At 62.5% G+C, this 19,319-nt stretch carries 19 protein-coding genes; 9 read left to right on the top strand and 10 right to left on the bottom strand.

Features of this window, described 5'->3' with window-relative positions; genetic code table 11:
- Window positions 1–58: 58 nt before the first annotated feature.
- From BN2694_RS01645 to BN2694_RS01630, 4 genes are all read right to left on the bottom strand, one after another.
- Window positions 59–823 (bottom strand): lycopene cyclase domain-containing protein, encoded by a 765-nt coding sequence (locus BN2694_RS01645; protein WP_210408894.1) that lies wholly within the window; start codon window positions 821–823, stop codon window positions 59–61.
- 190 nt (window positions 824–1,013) lie between these two features.
- A complete protein-coding gene (locus tag BN2694_RS01640; RefSeq protein WP_135662005.1) occupies window positions 1,014–3,017 on the bottom strand; it encodes a bacterio-opsin activator domain-containing protein in 2,004 nt (667 codons plus the stop codon).
- 50 nt (window positions 3,018–3,067) lie between these two features.
- Window positions 3,068–4,648, bottom strand: a complete 1,581-nt coding sequence (locus BN2694_RS01635) for a phytoene desaturase family protein (RefSeq protein ID WP_135662003.1) — start codon at window positions 4,646–4,648, stop codon at window positions 3,068–3,070.
- On the bottom strand, window positions 4,645–5,721 hold the full coding sequence (locus BN2694_RS01630) for a Brp/Blh family beta-carotene 15,15'-dioxygenase (protein ID WP_135662001.1): 1,077 nt from the start codon (window positions 5,719–5,721) through the stop codon (window positions 4,645–4,647). Before BN2694_RS01630 ends, BN2694_RS01635 begins: the two co-directional genes overlap by 4 nt.
- A gap of 109 nt (window positions 5,722–5,830) precedes the next feature.
- On the opposite strand from BN2694_RS01630, the gene brz reads away from it, so the two are divergent.
- Both brz and BN2694_RS01620 read left to right on the top strand, forming a co-directional pair.
- The gene (brz, locus tag BN2694_RS01625) at window positions 5,831–6,013 is read left to right on the top strand and encodes a transcriptional regulator Brz (protein WP_135661999.1); all 183 of its coding nucleotides are present in this window, start codon (window positions 5,831–5,833) and stop codon (window positions 6,011–6,013) included.
- A 104-nt stretch (window positions 6,014–6,117) separates the two neighbouring features.
- Window positions 6,118–6,627 (top strand): AIM24 family protein, encoded by a 510-nt coding sequence (locus BN2694_RS01620; protein WP_135661997.1) that lies wholly within the window; start codon window positions 6,118–6,120, stop codon window positions 6,625–6,627.
- A 121-nt stretch (window positions 6,628–6,748) separates the two neighbouring features.
- Here the strand turns inward: BN2694_RS01620 and BN2694_RS01615 are convergent, their stop codons facing one another.
- The 4 genes from BN2694_RS01615 to BN2694_RS01600 form a co-directional block, all read right to left on the bottom strand.
- Entirely contained in the window at window positions 6,749–8,125 is a 1,377-nt protein-coding gene (locus tag BN2694_RS01615) for a DUF402 domain-containing protein (protein WP_135665373.1), read from the bottom strand.
- 23 nt (window positions 8,126–8,148) lie between these two features.
- Window positions 8,149–8,526 (bottom strand): DUF7532 family protein, encoded by a 378-nt coding sequence (locus BN2694_RS01610; protein WP_135661995.1) that lies wholly within the window; start codon window positions 8,524–8,526, stop codon window positions 8,149–8,151.
- A 46-nt stretch (window positions 8,527–8,572) separates the two neighbouring features.
- On the bottom strand, window positions 8,573–8,731 hold the full coding sequence (locus BN2694_RS01605) for a preprotein translocase subunit Sec61beta (RefSeq protein WP_135661993.1): 159 nt from the start codon (window positions 8,729–8,731) through the stop codon (window positions 8,573–8,575).
- A 169-nt stretch (window positions 8,732–8,900) separates the two neighbouring features.
- Window positions 8,901–9,464 carry a DUF7344 domain-containing protein gene (locus BN2694_RS01600; RefSeq protein ID WP_244605325.1) on the bottom strand — a complete coding sequence of 188 codons (564 nt, stop codon included), beginning with the start codon at window positions 9,462–9,464 and terminating at the stop codon, window positions 8,901–8,903.
- 297 nt (window positions 9,465–9,761) lie between these two features.
- Here BN2694_RS01600 and BN2694_RS01595 point away from each other — a divergent pair, with 297 nt between their 5' ends.
- The 6 genes from BN2694_RS01595 (at window position 9,762) to BN2694_RS01570 (ending at window position 16,920) form a co-directional block, all read left to right on the top strand.
- Window positions 9,762–11,654: a vWA domain-containing protein gene (locus BN2694_RS01595; RefSeq protein WP_135661991.1), complete on the top strand. Its 1,893-nt coding sequence runs from the start codon at window positions 9,762–9,764 to the stop codon at window positions 11,652–11,654.
- A gap of 139 nt (window positions 11,655–11,793) precedes the next feature.
- On the top strand, window positions 11,794–13,503 hold the full coding sequence (locus BN2694_RS01590) for a SipW-dependent-type signal peptide-containing protein (protein ID WP_135661989.1): 1,710 nt from the start codon (window positions 11,794–11,796) through the stop codon (window positions 13,501–13,503).
- Window positions 13,504–13,895: 392 nt separating this feature from the next.
- Window positions 13,896–14,894, top strand: coding sequence for a hypothetical protein (locus BN2694_RS01585; RefSeq protein ID WP_135661987.1), 999 nt, complete (start codon window positions 13,896–13,898; stop codon window positions 14,892–14,894).
- Window positions 14,891–15,949 (top strand): signal peptidase I, encoded by a 1,059-nt coding sequence (locus BN2694_RS01580; protein WP_135661985.1) that lies wholly within the window; start codon window positions 14,891–14,893, stop codon window positions 15,947–15,949. Before BN2694_RS01585 ends, BN2694_RS01580 begins: the two co-directional genes overlap by 4 nt.
- Window positions 15,942–16,391 (top strand): hypothetical protein, encoded by a 450-nt coding sequence (locus BN2694_RS01575; protein ID WP_135661983.1) that lies wholly within the window; start codon window positions 15,942–15,944, stop codon window positions 16,389–16,391. The genes BN2694_RS01580 and BN2694_RS01575 overlap by 8 nt, the downstream gene beginning before the upstream one ends.
- Before the next feature lie 262 nt (window positions 16,392–16,653).
- A complete protein-coding gene (locus BN2694_RS01570) occupies window positions 16,654–16,920 on the top strand; it encodes a thioredoxin family protein (protein ID WP_135661981.1) in 267 nt (88 codons plus the stop codon).
- An 18-nt stretch (window positions 16,921–16,938) separates the two neighbouring features.
- On the opposite strand, the gene npdG is transcribed toward BN2694_RS01570, so the two are convergent.
- The gene (npdG, locus tag BN2694_RS01565) at window positions 16,939–17,607 is read right to left on the bottom strand and encodes an NADPH-dependent F420 reductase (RefSeq protein WP_135661978.1); all 669 of its coding nucleotides are present in this window, start codon (window positions 17,605–17,607) and stop codon (window positions 16,939–16,941) included.
- 74 nt (window positions 17,608–17,681) lie between these two features.
- Complete coding sequence (locus BN2694_RS01560) at window positions 17,682–18,548, bottom strand: TIGR01548 family HAD-type hydrolase (protein WP_135661977.1); 867 nt, start codon at window positions 18,546–18,548, stop codon at window positions 17,682–17,684.
- 120 nt (window positions 18,549–18,668) lie between these two features.
- Here BN2694_RS01560 and BN2694_RS01555 point away from each other — a divergent pair, with 120 nt between their 5' ends.
- Window positions 18,669–19,190, top strand: coding sequence for an archaemetzincin family Zn-dependent metalloprotease (locus BN2694_RS01555; RefSeq protein WP_135661975.1), 522 nt, complete (start codon window positions 18,669–18,671; stop codon window positions 19,188–19,190).
- Window positions 19,191–19,319: the final 129 nt, after the last annotated feature.

The raw sequence follows: 19,319 nt of genomic DNA, 5'->3' as shown, positions 1-19,319 counted from the left end.
CCGGAGACGCCGTCCCCGGAGACGACTGACTGCCCTGCCCGGTTGGGTCGATTGTCGATCAATCCACCAGACTCGGAAGGTCCCGGATCGCGTCGGCGACGGAAGGCAACACGTCGCGTTCGACGACCCACCCGAGCAGGACCAGCCCCTGAACGAGGAAGGCGTTCGTCACGAGGAAAAACAGCGCCTCCTCGATCGGCAATCCTAGAAGTGCAATGCCTGTCGTGCGCTCGGCCGAGAAGGTCCACAGGCCGATCCCGATCGCCAGTCTGTCGACGGCCCAGAGATACGCCGTCGGGACCGCGAGCGCGAAGACGACAGAGCGGCGAGCGCGGACGAGCACCGGCCAGCCAAAGCCCCACTGGAGGGCGAAGACGGGGGCCGACCACGCGAGAATCGCCCCCAAGTACAGCGACGAGGGGATCGACAGCAATGCGAGCCCGGCGACGCCCACCAGCAGGCCCGCGGCGACGCCACCGAGTCGCTGTCGGCGGGTGACCGACGGGCCGCACCCGTCCGGGCGAACGACGAGCGTGGTCCACAAGCCCGTCAGGACCGTCTGGGCGGCGACGAACAGCAACTCCTCGTAGGGGACGACGCCCACGCGGCCGACGAGCGTCGATCCGTATTCCCAGACGCCGCTCCGGATCAGATAGTCGTCCCACGGCAGCGTGTAAGTTAGCGCGACGGCGACCAACAATCCCGCTCCGAACAACTGTGCTCGGTGCCATCGCTTGGTCACGAGCAGTGCCCCAGCTACCACGAGAACCGGAGCGGCCACGAACGCGAGTACGAAGGCGAGATAGCTGATGGGTTCTATCATTCTCCTCAGAGACGGGAGGGACCATCGCGACTGATGGCGTCCCCCTGACACTTACGCAGTTGTCGCTGCCGATCCGCTCCGGTCCCGTCGATCATTCTTTGATAGTAGGAGGGGGAGCCGACTCAAAGCCGTACCTATTCTGTTGGGGAATGTCGAGCGCCTAGCGGTTCTCGGGTGGCTGGACTTCCACTCAGGATTCGAAGAAGGCGCTGACGAGTTTCTTTTCGGCCGAGCGGAGATGCTGGTAGTACGTCGAGGGGACGACATCCATTGCGTCGGCGAGATCATCGCCATCGCTCTCGCGTGGCCACTCGAAGAAACCACTGGCGTATGCTGTCCGGAGCGCCGTGAGTTGCCGATCGGTCAGGTCGGATTCGACGGCGGCTCTGAAGGCCTGCGGTGACGTCGCCTCGTTCTCCGTTTCGTGATAGGCGAGCAGTTCGACGCTTTCGTAGATCGCTTCGAGTTCCTCGACGATGGCCCGGCCGTTCTGTTCGGTCCCGACCCGGAATCGCAACTGCACGCCCGACTGGCCGATCGAAACCGATTCGATCGCTGCGCCGTACGTCGCAAGCGCATCGACGAATGGCGCGCCCTGTGCGACTAACTCGAGGACGCGTTCGCCGTCAGTGTTCGACAGCACTGAGACATCGGTCACGGCGTCGTAGCGGTCGGGTGCCGAAAGCAGGATCGCCTCGTCGGCCGTATCGACGGCTAGCAGGAATCGAACAGCCCCGTCGTCCCCGACGTGGATTCCGCGATAATCTAACTCCTCCGTGGCTCGGCCGGCCAGATCGAGCAGGAACAGCGACGAGTCCGACAGTTCCACTTCAATGGCGATCGTAACGTCTGCCGTGACGGTCCGCTTGCTGAGGACATCGTTGATAGCCGATCCGATGACCCGGCCAAGCGCCCCGAGGATCGTCTGTTCGGTCTCGTCGAACGCGTCGGCATCGGTATCGAAGACCGCCAGGACACCGTAGGTCGTCCGTCGATACGTCAAGGGGATCGCGACGCCCCCACCAGCGTACTCGGTTTCGTCGGTCCACGACCCTGGGACCGAGCCAGCCGAGAGGGTCTGTATCTTGCCTGTTTCGATCGCCCGGGCGAGTGCAGACGTCTCTGGCAGATCGTCGTCTATGTCGATCGTCATCGGATCGCGGCTGCAGTCGATGTACTCTGCGATCGTGACCGTCTTAGAAGTTGGATCGTACTCGCCGATCCAGGCCTGGTCGAACTCCGTCCCCGAGTTGAAGCGATCGACTGCCAGCCGATGAATTTCCGGCCGATCGTCGGCCCGGACAAGGACCTCAGTGAGGTCACTGACGAGGCCTTCGACCCGATCAAGGACGCGTTCGAGACGCTTGCGTTCCTCTCTGATGGCGGCCTCGGCCTCCTTGCGTTCGGTAATGTCCTGCTGGAATGCGACGTAGTTCGTCACCGCGCCTTCGTCGTCGCGGATGGGTGATATCGCCAGATTGTTCCAGAAGGTCGACCCGTCGGGTCGGTAGTTCAGTAACTCGACAGCCACCGATTGCTCGTTGTCGACAGCCTCACGGACCTCGGCGACCGTTTCAGCGTCGGTGTCCTCGCCCTGTAGGAACCGACAGTTGACGCCGATCGCCTCCTCTTTTTCGTAGCCGGTCACTTCCTCGAAGGAGTCGTTGACGTAGATCAGCGGATCGTCGGGCTCGGTCGCGTCGGCGATCGTGATGCCGACCGGCGCCTCGTCGAGGGCACGTTCCTTGAGTCGCTGTTCCTCGGTCGCCGTCCGGTCGTGGATCGGCATTCGCACCCGATCCCCCTGGCGAACTGGGACCACGTCCACCAACTCCTCGCGGACGGCCGCCGAGAAGTTCTCGACCGACTGGGGAACGAAGGCGGTCGCGTCGGCCCGGACGGCCCGGCGACTCACATCGCCATCGACCGTTTCGGGGAGTACAATGACCGGGAAGGCGGGGCGAGTCCGGCGGACGCTCTCGAGCAAAGAAATCCCGTCGAACCCGGATCCGTGATCGGCGACCACACAGTCGACGTCGCCGGACTCGATCCGATCCAGCGCCGCCGTGAAGTCCCGTTCGGTCTCGACGACGACGTTCTCCGCAACCTCGCACAGCGCCTCTTCGGGGAACGGCTCGTCAGCCGGGTTCTCGCCAACTCGGAGGACGACCCGCGAGCCCGCTCGCTCGCTCATGACGTTCGGCTACGGGCACGACCGCCCTAAAAGTCGGGGGTGCCCAGGAATCAGGTCCCGAGAACGGACGCCAGCGAACCGGTCTCCCTGGTGTCTTCGACGACAGCGTCCGCCGCGTGCTCGCCGCTGATGAACGCCATCGGAACGCCGATGCCCGGCGAGGAAAACCCGCCGACGTAGTACAACCCGTCCGTCTTTCGGGCACGGTGGGAGGGCCGCATCGGCCCCGTCTGGAAGAGCGTATGTGCCAGTCCCAGCGCCGTTCCTTTGGGATAGTTGAGCCGTTCCGCGAAGTCATCGACACACATCGACTCCTCGAAGACGATCCGGTCCCGAAGATCCACGCCGACGTTCTCGGCCAGATCCTCGAGGATCAGGTCCCGGTACTCCCGACGGCGTTGTGGCGTGTCCGGCAGACCCGGCGCGATCGGCAGCAGCGCGACGACGGCGTGATGGCCGTCGGGGGCGGCTGAATCGTCTGTCAGGGACGGCACGGCCAGGTAGTAGGCGGGATCGTCCGGCCACGCCGGCTCGTCGAAGATGGCCTCGAAATGCGGGTCCCAGTCCTCGGGGAAGACAAGCGAGTGGTGTTCGAGCGGTCCCACGTCGCCCTCGACGCCGAGATACAACAGCAGTGCAGAGGGTGCATACGTCTGGTTCTCCCAGTGGTCGAGGTCGTGGTCACGTTTGGCCGGTGAGAGCAACTCGCGCTCGACGTACGCAGGGGGTGCGTTCGAGACGACGCGGTCGACCCGCCGCCGCCCGGCGTCGGTCTGTATCGCCAGCCCCGTCGTCGTTTCCTGAATATCCGTCACTTCAGTATTCGTTCGGTAGGTGACCCCGAGTTCCTCGCCGAGGTCGACCAGACCCTCGACGACGCTGTACATCCCACCCTCGGGATAGTAGACGCCGAGGTTGAAGTCGACGTGAGCCATCAGATTGTACAGCGCGGGGGTGTTTTGGGGGGCGCCACCCAGGAACACGAGCGTGTACTGCAACAGCTGCTGGAGTTTCGGGTTCTCGACGTAGTCGGAGACGTGGTCCTGCATCGAGCCGAGCATTTTCAATCCCGGCCCCAGTCGGATCACGTCGAGATCGAGCAAGTCCCGAAAGCGCGACCGATCCGCGTAAACGAAGTGTTCCATCCCGACGTCGTAGGTGTGCTGGGCTTCTGCAAGGTACGCATCGAAGGCCTCGCCGCCGCTGCGCTCGTAGGCATCGAAGGTCCGCTTGGTTCGATCTCGGTCGGGCGTGATCGTCACCCAATCACACGGAGCGAGATCATCGCCATAGGGTTTGCCAGCGCCCGGCACTGGCTCGCTGTCGCGGTAGAACACCCGGTACTGTGGATCAAGTTGCCGGAGCGTGTAGTACGCATCCGGCGTGCGGTCGAAGTGAGCGAAGAACCGTTCGAAGACATCGGGCATCAGGTACCACGACGGGCCGGTATCGAATCGGAATCCTTCGGATTCGATGAGATTAGCAGCACCGCCCAGTCGACCCTGCCGTTCGAGGACGGTCACGTCAGCGCCCGCATCGGCCAGATAGGCGGCCGTCGTCAGGCCACCGAACCCGCCGCCGATCACGTCGATCGACTGGCCGGCCAGCGGCTTACCGTCGAATCGGGTCATGGGACGTACCAGATGCCACGTTCCCGGTCCAAAAAGGACCCGACGACGACGTGTGGCAAGGCGATGATGCTGATCGCGACGCTCCAGAACGCCACGCCACCGGCGAGCAACGGCGCGCCCCCGAGCGGACGCGTGGCCGCCAGATAGATCGCTCCCACGACTGTCGCCGTCGCAACCGCGCCGGCTATCAACACGCCCCAGGCCGTCATTGCCACGACGCGGGGGTCGTCGCTATCGAGGTACCCCGAGAGGATCCCGCCGTTCTCGGGGACGTCGTTCTCGACGGCGATCTCCCGGCCGACCTGTCGCATCGAGTACCACAGCGGGAAGTACAGGCCAACGGCGACGACCACCGGGACCACCGCGAAGTATACGACCAACAGCAGCGTCTCGGCGGCGTCGACCAACCAGGACCCGCTTCCATCCCGGCGAGCGTATCCCACGCCGAGGTGAACGGCCACGAGCGCGGCGAACCCGACGCCGATCAGTGGGCGTGTAACACTGAAGTACGACGTGATACGCTCGAGTCCCCCCGGCTGGAAGATGGCGACCATGTAGGTGCTGAACGTCTCGAAGGTGCCCGGCCAGAAGGCGATCGGGACCGCCATGACCGTGCCACCACGGACCAGCGAAGCGAGGTGTCGCTGGCGGTCCGTCCGGAGGTGGCCACTGCCCGTCACGGCGTCCATCACGCCCAGGCCGCCGTAGCCACCCTTGAGGACGGCGACTGTGATCGCGAGCGCGAGGCCGGCGACCGGCGCGAGGACGAACAGCGCGATGAAACCGGCGATCAGTGCGAGGTAAGCGGCCACGTACCGCCACTGGAAATCGAGTCCGCGCTGGCGAATGTTGTCGAAGTGTTCGTACCCGCCGTGTGGGAGGTTCAGCGCGACCATCCCGAAGAGATAGATGGCAGCCTGTGCCTCCAACCCGAGGCGAACACCGACCGCGGCGGCGAGGGCGAACGCCGCGGCCACGACGAACAACGCGACCCGCGAAACAGTCACAGGACGGTTTCCGCCGGCCCGGAACCCGATCTCGGTTCCGAGTCTACCGTACGCAGTCTGTTCCATACGCGTACTTTCTGGCGACAATACGGTCAATCGGGTACCCAATATATGGGGCACCGAGAAACTGCCCCTGGGCAGGAGTTTTAACCGATGGCGGCCGAAGCCAGTGACGATGGGGATCGAAACGCTCGCCTGTCCCGAGTGCAGCGCCGGGGCGAAGATGGGGCTCCCACAGAGTGCAACGGTCAAGTCGGTCACCACTGAACGACGGGAAAAACCCGATGCCGAGCGCGTCAAGGTCCGGGCAACCGCCTGTCCCAACGATCACCGCTTTTTCGTCACCTTCGAGTTCTGACGGCATCGGACCGGGCCGAAACCAGTGTCTGACCGATTGGAACGATCCCCGCTCGAATTCCTGGAAAACCTAGTTTCAACTTAGAGGGGGTCGACACCGGGTCCATAGAGCACGAGATTGAACACCGACCCTCTTCGGCGCTGTTGACCGTCGAACTTGGCCAGAGCGAAGAGATCCAGGCGGGCGCGATGGGCAGTCACACCGACGGCATCGCGATCGAGACAGGCACACAGGGCGGGATCGTCGACTCGCTGAAGCGCACGGCCTTCGGCAGGGAGTCGTTCTTCATGAACACCTTCAGTGCTGAGCGACCGGGCCACATTACGATCACCCCGCCGCTACCGGGCGATGAAGTGGACAAAGACCTCCAGAACGAGCGTTTGCTCGTCCAGTCCGGATCGTTCCTCGCTGCCGAGGCGGCGATTGACATCGACACGAAGTTCGGCGGCGGCCGCACGTTCTTCGGCGGCGAGGGGCTGGTCTGTGAGTTCCAGGGCGAGGGCGCGGTCTGGTTGCAGACTCGCAGTACTGATGCCCTCCTCTCGTGGTTGATCCCGAACCTCCTGAGCAACGGTAGCGGTGACAACGACAGCGGATTGAGCATCGACTTCTGACGTAGCTGGCCGATCCGTCCCCGCCGGCGTCGGGTGACTCATAGTGATTACTGTCGGTCTGTTCCACATCGACCGCACGCAGTTGTGCGGTCGTCGCGGTAAATCGCTACAGTAATCACTATCAGAGCGCGTTCTCGACCGCGCTGGCCACCTCGCGGCCTTTCTCAGCGAGAGTTTCGGAAACGTGGCCCGCTTCGACGGCCGCATCGAGTTCGTCGTCGTCGACGCGCTCGACACGGCCGTCGGCGTGCTTGACCACGTCGACGTGTAGGTCGACGTAGCGCACCTCGTGGGGAAACACCTCTATCGGCGTACAGACGTTGACGTACGTGCCGCGTGTCTCCCCGTCTGCACTCCGGTAGACTGTCGGATACCACCACTTGCCCTCGGTGAATTTCGTGGCGGCCACGTCGCCAGCCTGCCGTTCGACTCCAAGCGCGTCGTAGGTTCCGCCGGGGGACATCTCGCGTTCGACCCGGACGGTCTCGTCGGCATCGCGTTCGACCACCTCGCCGCGACCCAGACTGATCGTTCGGCCGTCTGGTTTCCCGTGGGCGATCGCAATCCGATCGCCCACTGTAGGGCCAAATTGGCGGGTCACCACGTCGAAGGGGAACTCCCCGTCCAGGTCGGGCGCGAGATCCTCGACGAAGTCGACCGCAGCACTGGCCCGTTCGTCGCCAGCTTTGATACGGTGATGGCCGGGCATCGTCGCCGTCACTTCCCGGCGGTGCTCGTCGAGTGCAAACCGAGATTCGCGACCGAACAACACCCAGGCTGTTCCATCGCCCTCGTAAACCACGCCGGTGTCGGTTCTCTCGTCGGCGTTCGCCAGAGCCACATCGAGTCGTTCGGCGCGTTCGATCTTCTGTTCGATGGCTGCTTCCAGCACGTCAAAGCCGACGTCCTCGGCGTCGCGGCCCCAGGAGACACGCCAGCCGTCCGGGACGTCGACTGAGAGGACATCGAGCAAGTCGGGTCCAGCGGCGCTGCCCGTCGATCGCTCCCGAACGAGCGTCGCGAGTTCACCCTCGACAGACAGTGTCGTACCCAGTTCGGCACGGTCGTCTCCCCAGGGCGAGACCGGAGAGGTCACCTGGACCCGAAGTCGGTCGTCGGTTTCGACGTGGGCATCGGTCGCGCCGTAGGGGAGAAACCCCTCGCTATCGCCGAGATCGACGATCGCCCCACTTCCCAGTGTCTCGGTGACGATGCCGTCGAAGACCGCGCCCCGGGGCGCCGAGTCGACCCACTGGAGTGTGTCCCTGCCCACGTCGAGTCGTTCGCGAACCGTTTCGACGGCGTCCGGATCACCGACGATCCCGACCCCGAGGCGATCGTCGTCGGGAACGATCGAGACAGCGGCAGGTGATGACGAGAACCCGGTGTCGAACCGCCGTTCGATGGGTGGGGAGGCCTGGACGACCTGGAAGCTGCTGTCCCCATTTAGCAGCCGCGTCAGCGCGGTGGCGTAGATTCCCCGACACCGGACAGAGATCGACGCGTCGGTTTCCGAGCCGGTCATAGCGCGTCCCTGTCGTGTGCGAACCGTACCCGGTCGTCGACCGTCGGGCCGAGCGACAGCTCGACGAGTGTCCCATCTTCGAGGACCCGCCCGCCTTCGGCGGGAACGCCCCACCCATCGAACCGAACGTATCCACGCAGGTCGGCAGCGTGGGTATAGAGGTCGACGTACTCGAGTGTGTGCTCGGGAAACGCTTCGTCCGAGTGGGCCTGGTCCATGTCAGAAAAGACTGTTTCAATCCCTTCGAAGAACGATTCGAGAGCCGAGGCCTCCTCCCGGGTCGCCTCGACGACCAGTTCCGAAGCGGTCCGAATCTCGGTCGTCGAGAGGCCGACCTCGCGAAGCGCGTCTTGAGTTCGCGGATCGAAGTACATGGAGACCGCTACTCGGGCGGCCTTTGAAAACGTCGCGGTCGTCCACTCACACGACGATGTTCAACACGAGAACGAGAACGCCAAAGAGTGCACCGAATGCAACGACCGTTTTGGGATCGAATCGGATCGCGTTGCTGTCCTCGGCGTCGAAGTACCGGACGAGACCGGCACTCGACATGAGCCCGCCGCCGTCGTTACTACTCATACTTGGTTCTGGTTGACCGATCCGCCTAAGCCTTTCGACACGGACGCCTCGATTGGACGATCGACCCCCCACATCTCCGCGGGACGCCAAAAACAGAGACGAAATGTAACCGCCGGGCCGGTTCGGAAAACGATGAGTCATCGACGTGCACCGTCCGATGGCCAGTTCGTCACCGATCCAGTACCGCACACGCGTAAAGCCAGCGTCGCGACCAGAGTTGATAGCCCGTCGAGAAAGCCAAGACGAACAACAACACTGTCGCGAACACAAGCGTCTCCCCGAGCGCAAAAGGGGGAAGTCCCGTCTCAGCTCCGACGATCGCGAAGAGACCGACGACCCCCACCGTCCGATAGTAAGTACTCCAAGAGATGCCCAAGCTGGTCACGACGTTCATGTACGGTTCGATTTCACGTGCCCGTTCGCGCAGGCGAACGTGCTTGCGGTCCCTATCGTACTGGACGATTCCGAGCCCGTCCAGTTTCGGCAGGTGCGTCTGGTGCAGCGAGTTGTAGACACTCTGTCTGATATTCGTCGGGGGCGGTGAGGACCCAGTCTCTCGGGACGCGATCCGCTCGGCCAGTGTTCGCAACGGCACCGGATCGATATGCTGCTTGAGGTACTCAATCACCCGGCGACGACGGTCGTTTCGGAGGACATCGTGAACGTCCCCCGGATCGATACTTGCCTGTCTTGTTGTCAGCGCTAACATGGTGTCCCACTCCCAGTGACTCACTCCACCTCCACTCGAGTGAGGCTCAACGCAAAGAGGGATAGTCTAGTGTATTAAAACCCCTGATAGTTTGGATGACATTTCATTAGTAGGAGACGCCTGCGGGTCGAAACTGTTCTCCCGTTGTTCAATCGGTCATTGAGGCCGAGTGTGAGACGGGACTGGCGATACAAACGGGTCGTTAAGGCCCTCAAACGTTCGATTCTGTCCGGACGATCCGGCGATTAGCTATGAGGGATGAGAACATGGGTTGTGTTACGTTCGCTCCGTCCTGGGGTGGGCGGGACGAACAGGAAAACTATGTCAGAACGATACGAACTGTCCCGGCGGAAAGTGCTCGCGGGGTTGGGGACCATCGGCCTCGCGGGTGCAGGCGCCGGGTTCGGTACGACAGCGTACTTCAGTGACGAAGAGACCTACGAGAACAACACGCTGACCGCGGGTTCACTCGACCTGACGGTTGACTGGGAGGAGCACTACTACGACGGCATGGACGCCGACGGCGTCGACGTGTGGTACGACGAACCATCGGAAGACGAGGAAACAGACTACGTCGGCCTTCCCAACCCGGAGAGTCCGTCTGTGTGGGTCGCGACTGAGGATCTTGGGTCGTTCATGGAGAGGACGTCGATCGAGGCGTACCCGGACGACGACAACAACGCGATTCAAGATGAAGTGCTCTACGGCGACACGACTGAGGCTGAAGACCTCAACTACGTTCCCTGTGAGGACTTCGCCCAGACGCCGGAGGACCTCGACCCCGACGGCGGTCGGGAGCTGCGTTCGCTCAACAGAGATACGGTCGCGAACTGGCCACTGGAAGAAGACGAAGACGCGGAACCAAAACCGCTCGTGAGCCTGGGGGACCTCAAGCCCGGCGACTTCGGGGAACTCACGCTTAGCTTCCATCTGTGTGACAACCCCGGGTACGTCTGGCTCACTGGTGATCTGATCGAGGCGGCCGAAAACGGACATACCGAACCCGAGGCAAACGACCCGGACGAAGAGGGTGGACCGAACACGTCGAACTCGACCGGTAACGACGTCGAACTCGTCGACGAGATCCAGACGATGCTGTGGTACGACGAGGACGGTGACAACGTCTATGAGCCGAGCGGCGAGGCTAGCGAGGCCGACATCGTGCTCGTCTTGGATCGCTCGGGTTCGATGAGCGGCGGCGGACTCTCAGCCGCTCAAAGCGCGGCGATCAACTTGATCGATACAGTCGGATCCAACGCCCAGATCTCCGTCGTTTCGTTCGCCGACCAGGCGTCAATGGATCAGCCGCTGACGGGTACCAAACAGGACGCGCGAGACGCCGTGAACAACCTGTCTTCGGGCGGCGGGACGAACATCGAGCAAGCCATCGACATCGCTCACGAGGAACTCGACGGGCACGACATTACTCCGACATATTCCGCCAGCGGGAACCATCGTAGCAGTGCCCAGCCGATCGTCGTGCTCCTCACGGACGGCTCGCCGAATGAGGGCTACGAGAATCAAAACCTCTCTGACCCCAGTCACGACGACAACACCGACAGCTCGTCGACCGATTTCAATAACGCGTTCGGAGCGGCCAACCCTGCGGACAACGCCGAACTCCTGAAAGAGAGCGTCCACGACGTCACGATGTACACCGTCGGGTTCGGCGACGTCTCTCTCGGGTCGACCAACGCCGCGCTGCTCGATTACATGGCCACGAGCGACGGGCAATCTTTCATCGGCGCCCAGAGCGAGCTGTTCGACATCTTCAGCCAGATCGCGAAGTCGATCTCCGGCGAGAAGCCGTTCTTCCAGGGATCTTTGCGCGAACTGCTGAACGAACTCGGTATGGGGAGCGACGGTATCCCGTTGGACGGCAACCGCACCAATGCGTTCGATGAGGTCCCGGGTGACGGACTGAACGACGAGGATCCGAGCGACCACGACGCGGATGCGAGGGACTGTTTCGTCCCCAGCACGACGAACGCCGTCGGACTCGCGTGGTGGCTGCCAGTCGATCACGCCAACGAAATCCAGACGGACTCCGTGAGCTTCGACCTCGGGTTCTACACCGAACAGTGCCGGCACAACACCGGCGGTGGCATGAGCTCTGAGACGGCGACCGACACGGCAACGGAAACAGCGACCGACACGGCAACGGAAACAGCGACCGACACGGCAACTGAAACAGCGACCGACACGCCGAGCTAAACGCCCGACTGAGACGACGACACAATAGTCGATCGAATCACGGACTGACTCGCACGGGAGTGGGTGATCGTCTCGGGGGCGATCATTACTCGGCGGTTCGACTCCGCCGGCGAGTTCTCCCTAAGGTGGGGGACACACAATGACGGAACGATACGAACTGTCCCGGCGGAAAGTGCTCGCGGGGTTGGGGACCATCGGCCTCGCGGGTACAGGCGCCGGGTTCGGTACGACAGCGTACTTCAACGACACTGAATCGTTCAAAGACAACACGCTGACCGCCGGGAGCCTGGACCTGAAAGTCGACTGGGAGGAACACTACTCCTTTCAGGACGGCGAGGCCGACGCGGGACTCGATTCCGGGATCAGCCGCACTGAACCGACCGAGGACGCCGAGGCATACGTCGGACTCCCGGATCCCGAGGATCCGGTCGTTTGGGTCCACGAGGACGACCTGTCACAGTACATGGACAACACGGCTATCGAGTCGTTCCCGGACCCGAACGGCGACGGCGTCCAAGAGATGCGTCTTGAGAGCGAGGGGGAACTCAACTTCGAGTACGCGCCCTGTCGGGACGGGGCCGACGTCGATACCCAGTTAGACCCTATCGAGGGCCTCCGGACGACGAACGGGGACACGTACAACGAAAGAGCGGATGATCCAGTCCAGCCGCTCATCAACCTCGAGGACGTCAAGCCGGGTGACTTCGGCGAACTCACGTTGAGTTTCCACCTCTGTGACAACGCCGGTTACGTGTGGTTGCAGGCAGGGAACGTCACGGAGTCGGAGAACGGGCTGACCGAACCGGAGACGGACGTCGACGATACCGCCGAGATGGCCGAACTCGCCGAGAACATCCAGACTGTCTGGTGGTACGACACCAACGGCAACAACGTTGTCGACTCGTCGATCGGTGCAATCGACGTGATGGTGGCGGTCGACACGTCTGGTTCGCTGTCGGGATCGGAGGTGAGTGACCTTGAGGACGCCGCCAACGGCCTCGCGAGCGATCTCGAAACCAGTGCCGACGCCCGTGTGGGCGGGCTGAGCTTCGGTGGCGGGTCGATCGAAGACTTCACCGCGCTGGCGGATGGCCCCGTCACGTTCTCGGGGCTGACGGCAAACGGCGATACGCCGATGCCCGCCGCCCTTGATATCGCGGCTGCAGAACTCGACGCAAACGGTCGGACAGGAGCGGAAACGTTCATTGTCCTGTTCACAGACGGTGGGCCGAACTACGAGAACCGGACCTACGAGGCGGGCGGCTACTCGGCCGGCAGCGGGTACACGGGCGCGAATCCGAACTCGACCGTCGACCAAAGCGAGATGGACGAGACGGCGGCCGTCGCCGGCGCAATCCGGGACAATCACAACATCCTGACGGTCGGTATCGATGCCGATAAGGATCCCACGGGCCGTGAGGGTGAACCTGGCGTGGCGCTCCTCTCGACGTACCTCCGGGACGAGATCTCCGGGGATCCGGCCGACTACTTCAGTGCGGACGATTCTGAGATGGTCTCGGATCTCCAGAACGCCATCCTCGAAGCGGTCGCCATGCCGGAGGAGGTGTTTCGCCGTGGCACGCTCGGGGATGACCTGGACGCGCTGTCATCGGGGAACGGTATCCCACTCGATGCCGATCCCGAAACGGACTTCGACGAGCTCTCCGGTCCCGGCGACAGCGAGAATCGCGAGTGTTTCCAACCTGGGGTCAATCACTACGTCGGGTTCGGGTGGTGGCTGCCGAGCGACGTCGGCAACGAGGTCCAGAGTGACTCCGTGAGCTTCGATCTCGGGTTCTACACCGAACAGTGCCGGCACAACGACGGGTCCGGGCTGAGTACCACATGACGCTACTCTCGGGACGCACCGAACGGGTTTCGATGGTCGCCCCACAGTCCGGAGGTTGTGATGACCGAGCGATACCCACGAACGCCGATCACGACGGTAAAGACCCGTGATAACTGCCACGAACCGACGGTCGAGCGAGGACGGTTTCCCTGCCACGAGCGACGTATCGACCCACGATAGAGCGCCGACTGTCCGGGATCGTAGCGGCCAACAGTTGCACCCGATCGTTCAGCTAACCGGGCTGTCAGCGTCAACAGGAGAACGGATGCCTACGAAAACCCAGCAAATATCGAGGGAGATCATAGAACTATATACCTGCTTTTCCATGGTAGATAATACCAAACAGGTGGGGGGCAGGCAGGAGACCTGTCACACCTGTGGGGGTGGGACGGATGGATGACCGTCAAGTGAGTCGCCGGCAAATACTAGCCGGTATCGGGACTGTTGGTGCGAGCGGCGTCACGCTCGGTCTCGGTAGCAGTGCCCTTCTCAATGACGACCAACTGACCCCCTCGAACACTCTTGCTGCGGGGGTTCTCGACCTTCAGATCGAGACGGAAAGCGGGACGCACTCGAGGGGCTCGGCAATGATCGACATCGATCTCTCGGCGGACGACCGGAACGGTAGCGAGCGCCTCTCCCTTTCGCTGCCGGCGACGAGTAATCCCGCATACGTCTGGGGGACAACGTCCTGTCTCGACGACGCCCTCGCGTCTGCACTCGCTGTGACGCTGTCGTACGTGGACTGTGACAGTGGAGAGCCACAGACCGTCGTCGCTTCCGGGGACACTTTCGATGAGTTCGCGGCGGCTCTCGCTGGCGGGCTCGCGATCGACGGTGATCCGAGAACGACTGGACGGTCCTGTCTGGGTACAGACGATCGACTTTGCCTAGAACTGTCTTGGACGCTAGCGGAGACCTTCAGCGGCGAGATCGCATCCGGCTTCGCTCTCGAGTTCGTCGGCCAACAGTGTCGGAGCAACGACGGACGATCGAGTCCGTTCGTCTCGACTGGCGGCTCTTGTGGGGAATCGGAAGGGCCCGGCAGAGATATCAGCTGGGTGTCTTTCTGTGCGGCGGAGGGAGAGACCCTCCGATCGGATGGGCTCGATTTCGAGGTCGACGGCGATACATTACACTTGATCGATGCTCCATCGTCACTCGAAACGGTCCTGCTCAAGTACGGGACTGAACTACGTGTCTTCGAGGATCCGACGGGCTCGATCTTTCGGACGACGACCGGCGGACGGACCTACGCCCATGACGGATCGACGTTCCCGGGGACCACTCCGCCTCGGTCGACCTCGACGCCCTGTCCGGGGACCTGCGGTTTGAAATACGAGATCGAGGACGGAGAGGCGACGTTGGATGACAAGGGGTGTTCGTCATGACCGAGGACGCGGAACTGGCGGACAGTGAAGCGACCCCACTGTACCGACGCATCCCGTGGCGTCGGATCGCGAGCGTCCTCGCGGTCGTCGTCCTTGTCGTCGTCGTACTGCCGTTCGTTGTATACGCGTTCCCGCAACTGGTCGGCGGCAACCAGAGTTACGTCGTCCTCTCGGGAAGCATGTCACCGACGATCGGACCGGGAGACGTGATCGTCGTCGGGAGCGTTCCGGCTGCAGACGTGCAGGTCGGGGATGTCATCACTTTCCGACGTGGCGGCGAGTCGTCACCAACCACGCATCGTGTCGTCGATATCGTCGACCGCGACGGTAGCGTCGCCTTCCGGACCGCCGGGGACAACAACGAGAATCCTGATCCGGATCTGGTCGAGCCGAGTCGGCTGGTCGGCAAGGTAGTGTCGATCGGTGGCTACCTGCTGATCATCCCCCAGATCGGTCGAGTCATCATGTTCTCCAGCACGCAGACTGGGTTCCTCCTTCTCGGTCTCGTTCCGCTCAGCCTGTTCGTCGTGAACGAACTCTGGAACGTCATTGACGCGACGAGATCCGATGGAGATCCACCGAGCGAGCGGGAAGGACAGACAGCTTCCAGCAGAGAGACGGACAACGAAGACGACACGATCGCGTTCTCCGTCGAGGAACTCAGAGTCGGGGTCGCAGTACTGTTCGCTTTCCTCGCGTACAGTATCTGGGTCGCCTACGCGACTGTCGAAACATGGGCGCTCGGAGCAGTCGGTGCCGTGGGTGCGGCCTTCCTGCTTGGGGCAGGATTGCTCGTCTTCGGCGGAACCGACGGAGCGATGATGGACCCGTCGGAGATGGAGGAGCCCCAGCCCGAGCAGGGGGAGGCCCAGACTGTCGAGAAACCCAAAGAAATGACAGACCTACAATCTGTAGGTATTGATGACAGTAAGAAAGAGGCTGATCCATCTGCTGGAACGCCGTCTTCGCCGGATGAAAGCACCACCGTCGAGGCGACAAAGAATGGGCGGTCGGCGAACGCGAATCGATCACGGGGTGATGGAGACGATGACTGATCGCAAACTCCTCGTACTCGCGCTCTCCGTCACGATGGGGTTGGCGACCCTCACAGGGATGGGCACGTACGGTTTCCTCACCGATTCGGAGTCAATCGAGATCACGTTCTCCGGAAACATCACCGAGAACCAGGCAGGCAACGCGTCGACAACCGAAGACACGCCATCCCAAACAACCGAAGACACGCCATCCCAAACAACCGAAGACACGCCATCCCAAACAACCGAAGACACGTCGGACATACCGAACGCGAGCACTAGAGATTACGCTCTAGCGGACGACCTGGATTCGACACAACCGGCCGGAAACATGCCGACCCATTCTGGTGCCGGAAACCAAGACAGGACGACAGGTGAGAGCAACGACGACGCTACCAGCGGAACACCCTTTCCGATTGACCCAGACAGCGTCGATCTCCTTGCAGCCAGCCGAGCTCGATGACGTGCATCGCAATCTGGATCGATGTTCGAGCGATGCCGATATCGACGACGGGTTCCGGACCAGCGGTTAGCGCTCGGGATGTAGATCAGGTGGCGAGGAGTTCGTCAGAACGGTGTGAAACAGTTCACTCTTGGGCCTCTATCGCCGCCAGACGTATCGTGTCTGTACAGAGAATCGTGGGCGGGGCGTGTCCTCACTCACGGAGAACAGGGCCGTAGTGAAAACCCTTATTTCACCTCCTCGGCAAAGTTCAGTAGGCATTATGACTGTTACCCTCAAGGATTTCCAGGCCGACTGGTGTGGTCCCTGCAAGACGCAAGATCCGATTCTGGAGGACCTCGAACCCGACTGGCCGGACGTCGAGTTCGAGAAGATCGATGTCGACGAGAACCAGGACGTCGCCAACGAGTATCAGGTCCGTTCGCTCCCGACGCTGATCATCGAGAACGACGAGGGAATCGTCGAGCGCTTTATCGGCGTCACCCAGGCCGACGACATCGAAGCGGCACTCGAAGAAGCCTCCGCTTGAGTTCGTTTTTCGACGTCTTCACTCGAAGCAGACGCCGACGTCGTGGAGTCCGTCGTTGTACTTCGCGAGATTGATTAAAAGCGGCGTCAGCGATTCGACCTCCGGGGCATTATCGAGCGGTCCCGCCTCGAGCGGTCGGAGACCGTCGATCGCCTCGGTAAGTGTCGCGACCGTGTCCAGGGCGTCTTCGTCGTCACCGACCAGAAGGACGTCCATCGACAGATCGACGTCGAGGTTCGCTAACCGCCCGGCTGCGAGGTTGTGGAACGCACCGACCACGGGGGCGTCCTCCGGTGCAGCGTCGGCGGCCAGGGCGGTGACGCTACCCGCCCCGGGTCGATTGTAGTGCATCCCTGCTTTGTCGCCTCGCATTCCGACCGCTGGACTTACCAGCACCGTCCCCGCAGTCAGTGACTCCGCCACAGACTCGATAGTGTCGACAAGGTGATAAGCAGGTACCGCCGCGACGACGATGTCGGCGGTGGCTGCGGCCTCGGCGTTCTCAAGCCCGTCGATGTCCTCGTCGACGCCGTGGCTCGAAAGTTCCACCTCGTACTCATTGGCTTTCGTCACCGCACGCTCAGCCTCGCGTGATCCGATTACAATCTCGTGGTCGGCGTGAAAGGCCCACCGGAGGGCCAGTCCCTCGCCGACATCACCCGTACCGCCCAGAATAGCGATTCGCATGTGTCTGCCTTGGGCGGCGCGGATTAATCCCCTACGGTATTGGCAACAGTCGGACGCGTCGGCCGACTGTGCGCTTATTCGAACAACCCGGGAAGATCGTTGACCGACGCGACGACGGCGTCGGCGCCAGCGCGTTCGAACTTCTCGCGGCCGTCTTCGCCCGTGAGGCCGCCGGTGAGGACACCGATCCCGTGGTATGTGCGGCCGGGATCGGTCTCCTCGGCGTTGACCGCCGTGCGGACGTCGTCGAGCGTGTCGCCGGCGAACGCGATCGCGTTGGCTCCGAAGCGCTCTGCAAGCGTCACCAGCGCGTCCGGGTCCGGTTTGCCACCCTCCCAGTCGTCCATCGTGAAACAGTGTTCGTCGGGAACAGACAGCCCGGCACGCCGGAGGGCGATGTCGGCCTCGGCCGCTGGGCGTCCGGTCACAACACCGACGTCAAAGCGGGCGCGGAGGGCGTCGATAGTAGCCGGTTCGATCAATATCGGTTCGTCCTCGATGAAACCGGGTTCGGCGAGCGTCGGCTCTGTCCCTTCGATCTCCCGGTAGCGCTCGCTACCGAGGTAGAGCTGCTGGAACACCTCGCGGTTGTACTCGCGGTCGAGCGTTGCGTGAACGCGTTCGCGGGCGTCTGCAGGAAGCGTATCGTCGACTACCGACCGGGCCCCGCTGAACCCGCCGCCGGACCTGGCGACGCGTTCGGTGAACACCTCAACGCCAGAGTCTAATCCCGCATCGCGGGCAAGGACATACAGCGCAACGGCGTCGGTCAGATCCCAGTCGTTGTTGAAGCCGCCGGCGTTCTTGAACGGCTGAAGCACCTCCTTCGAGACGGTTTCGTCGTAGACTCGCGCCACCGTCTCGACGACTGCACGCCGATAAGAATCGGCGACGTCCACCACCACTCCGTCGACGTCGAGTACGACCGCGTCGATCTCCATGAGTATCGGTTAATTGGGCCGACCCGTCAAGCCAATTGCGGCTCGGACCAACGCCAGCACGTTCCGAACAACGATGCCCCGGGCGAGGTTTTTATCAACGCCCACTCCATACGTCGTCGCATGCACGTCGACATCGTGCCGGTCGGCGATCTCCCTGCCCTGGTCAAGCGTGAAGCCTCGACCGGCCTGCGATCTGTCTATGACTGCGACGTGACCGTCCACGATCCTCAGTCGGTCCCGGAAGGGGCGTACGATGCCGATCGCGACCAGTACCGCGCCGAGGAGTTCATCGACCTCGCAAAGCGGGTGGGCGTGGGCACGAAGAACGTCGCCGTCACCGACATGGATCTGTTCTATCGCCGCCGGAACTACGTCTTCGGCCTGGCGTATTTGGACGGTAACGGCAGCGTCATCTCCACGCACCGCCTGCAGACCTCTTCCGACGGCGGCATCTCGAACAAGTCCGCCTCGGAAGTGTTCGCCGAACGCGTTCGCAAGGAAGTCGTCCACGAAATCGGTCACACCCTCGGCCTGGAACACTGCGACAACAAGCGCTGTGTCATGAACTTCTCGCCGACCGTTCGCGAGGTCGATGTGAAAGAACAGACGCTCTGTGGGAGCTGCCAGCGGACGGTCCTCTGAACACGCGGCCGATATTCCCGGCGATCAGTCACTGTCTTCAGTGACGGCGTCTTCGAATACGCCCGCGTACTCTGCGATCGTGACCAGAGACAAGCACTTACAGCGGTGCAGTCGACCATCCGAACGTAG

Origin of the sequence: Halorhabdus rudnickae (assembly GCF_900880625.1) — an archaeon.
In the GTDB taxonomy this organism is placed as follows: domain Archaea; phylum Halobacteriota; class Halobacteria; order Halobacteriales; family Haloarculaceae; genus Halorhabdus; species Halorhabdus rudnickae.
Note: the sequence above shows the minus strand (reverse complement) of the source record. Positions and strands in the feature narration are given on the sequence as shown.